The organism is Deltaproteobacteria bacterium (assembly GCA_019308925.1).
GTDB lineage: Bacteria > Desulfobacterota > B13-G15 > B13-G15 > RBG-16-54-18 > JAFDHG01.
This window is the reverse complement of sequence record JAFDHG010000006.1, coordinates 52217-53997: the sequence shown is the minus strand read 5'-3', so window position 1 is coordinate 53997 and position 1781 is coordinate 52217. Positions and strand designations below refer to the sequence as shown.

At 38.3% G+C, this 1781-nt stretch carries 2 protein-coding genes and 2 pseudogenes; 1 reads left to right on the top strand and 3 read right to left on the bottom strand.

Annotation, left to right across the window (positions count from 1 at the left end; all coding sequences use genetic code 11):
• Positions 1–134 precede the first annotated feature (134 nt).
• Positions 135–608 carry an alpha/beta hydrolase gene (locus tag JRI46_01775; GenBank protein ID MBW2038315.1) on the top strand — a complete coding sequence of 158 codons (474 nt, stop codon included), beginning with the start codon at positions 135–137 and terminating at the stop codon, positions 606–608.
• Positions 609–890: 282 nt separating this feature from the next.
• Here JRI46_01775 and JRI46_01770 read toward each other — a convergent pair.
• The 3 genes and pseudogenes from JRI46_01770 to JRI46_01760 form a co-directional block, all read right to left on the bottom strand.
• Positions 891–1040: pseudogene (locus JRI46_01770) on the bottom strand (DUF2442 domain-containing protein).
• Positions 1012–1267 (bottom strand): annotated as a pseudogene (locus tag JRI46_01765) (DUF4160 domain-containing protein). Before JRI46_01765 ends, JRI46_01770 begins: the two co-directional pseudogenes overlap by 29 nt.
• A 261-nt stretch (positions 1268–1528) precedes the next feature.
• Positions 1529–1759 (bottom strand): hypothetical protein, encoded by a 231-nt coding sequence (locus JRI46_01760; protein ID MBW2038314.1) that lies wholly within the window; start codon positions 1757–1759, stop codon positions 1529–1531.
• Between the last annotated feature and the right edge of the window lie 22 nt (positions 1760–1781).

Genomic DNA, 1781 nt, shown 5'->3' with positions numbered 1-1781 from the left:
AAAAAGTCCGAATATGGCATTTTGGTCATTTGTACCCGCTGTAAAATCAAATACTTACAAGCTATTTAGGGCTACGAAATCGCGGATTTTAGGGTTTTTCGACAGTCTCGTTAGGCGCTGTGGAGATAATGCTTATGAAAGCATATCTTCTTAAAATCTTCCTTTCAGTTGCAGATCTTATCGCAAGATCATTTATCTATAACAGAAATCCCCCGTTAACAAGAGAGTTCATTTCCGATGTACCGTATGGCAATAACAGAAAACAGAAGGTGGATGTCATTGTGCCGTATGGCGAACCTCCCTATCCCATATTGAACTATGTTCATGGGGGAGGTTGGCTGATGGGAACTAAAAGTAATTACACAAGAATTTGTAAGAACTTTGCAAACAAGGGATATTTGGTCTTTAATCTAAACTATCGATTAGGCCCCACATACAGATATCCAATCCAGTTGCAGGATGTGGCTACTGCAATCTATTGGGTATTTTCCAACGCAAAACGATATAACGGAGACACGTGCAAGATATTCCTCTCGGGGGATTCGGCGGGCGCACACTTGGTAAGTTGGTATGCTGCAGCTTTACAAAAAAAGAGCTCCTCGAGATGACAGGAATTGAAAAGGTAATTCCTAAAGAAAGCCTGAAAGGCCTCTTACTCTTTTATGGGGTTTTTGACTTTGAAACGATTTTAAATACAGGATTCCCCTTTTTAAGGGTAATGACGCAGAGCTTTTTGAGTGAGAATCCACAAACTTACAAAGAAAGGGCTGAAGTTGCTTCGTCGGTTCGTCATATAACTGATGGATTGCCACCAGTTTTTTTATGTGCCAGTGAGACAGATCAACTGTATCTACAATCTGTTGAATTTGTCCAGACTTTAAGGAAATATAACGTTGTTCAGGCGTTGCATTGAGCAATTTGGGATACCACGCTAGCGGAACAGATATAGTACGGCCATCCATGAGTTCAACAATTAACATGTCTTCTGTAAACTTAACATCCTTAACTCGTTCATCCGCTGCTGGGGCCAAAATACCCATACCATGCCTCCAATAATTGATTTTGATGTTCTTTTACTAAAGCTTGTAACTTGTTTAACTCTTTTGCCGAAAAGCCAATATTTCTGGCAAGAGAGACAGGTTTTAACCAGAATTTTGCAGACCAATTACTCCGGTCAATATGTATATGTGGTGGCTCATTTGGTTCATGACTGTAAAAGTAAAACCGATATCCACCTATATCCACCTATTCGTAAGACAGTTGGCATCAACCAATTTTACGATAAAAAGTTAGAAATCACAAGTAAAGGGATTTGCTTAAATCAAGTTCCCCCAAGGGTATTGTCAAACATTTTCTGTGAATTCTTTCAAAGGTCTTATCCTCAAGGATTTTTATGGGCTTATTTTAGTCAGTCAGTCTCTCTATCTTAATGCTCTCCAGTAGTCTTGAGATGTTCCTAGCCTCCTCCGTCATAGAAAGACCTTTCCACCTTTTTAAATGTCTTTTCCACCTCAGGAGATCAAGTGCCTTAAAAATTATATTTGCACTTAATGGAGAAGAAGTCACTGTCTTTAAACTTACTTAAAGTATCTTCTCCTTTCCCTTCAAAAATTCCTATGGATAAGTCGGCCCACAGGTTTTCTAACAAATTAATACTAAATGTTCCCTTTAAAAATATGCTATTACTTATTGTATTGTAAGTGAAAAAGAGTTTTATTGCCTTTGTCTCGTATGAGAATTTTCTCTCTAGTTTTGCCATAAGAGTTATTTCGTCCTTCTTT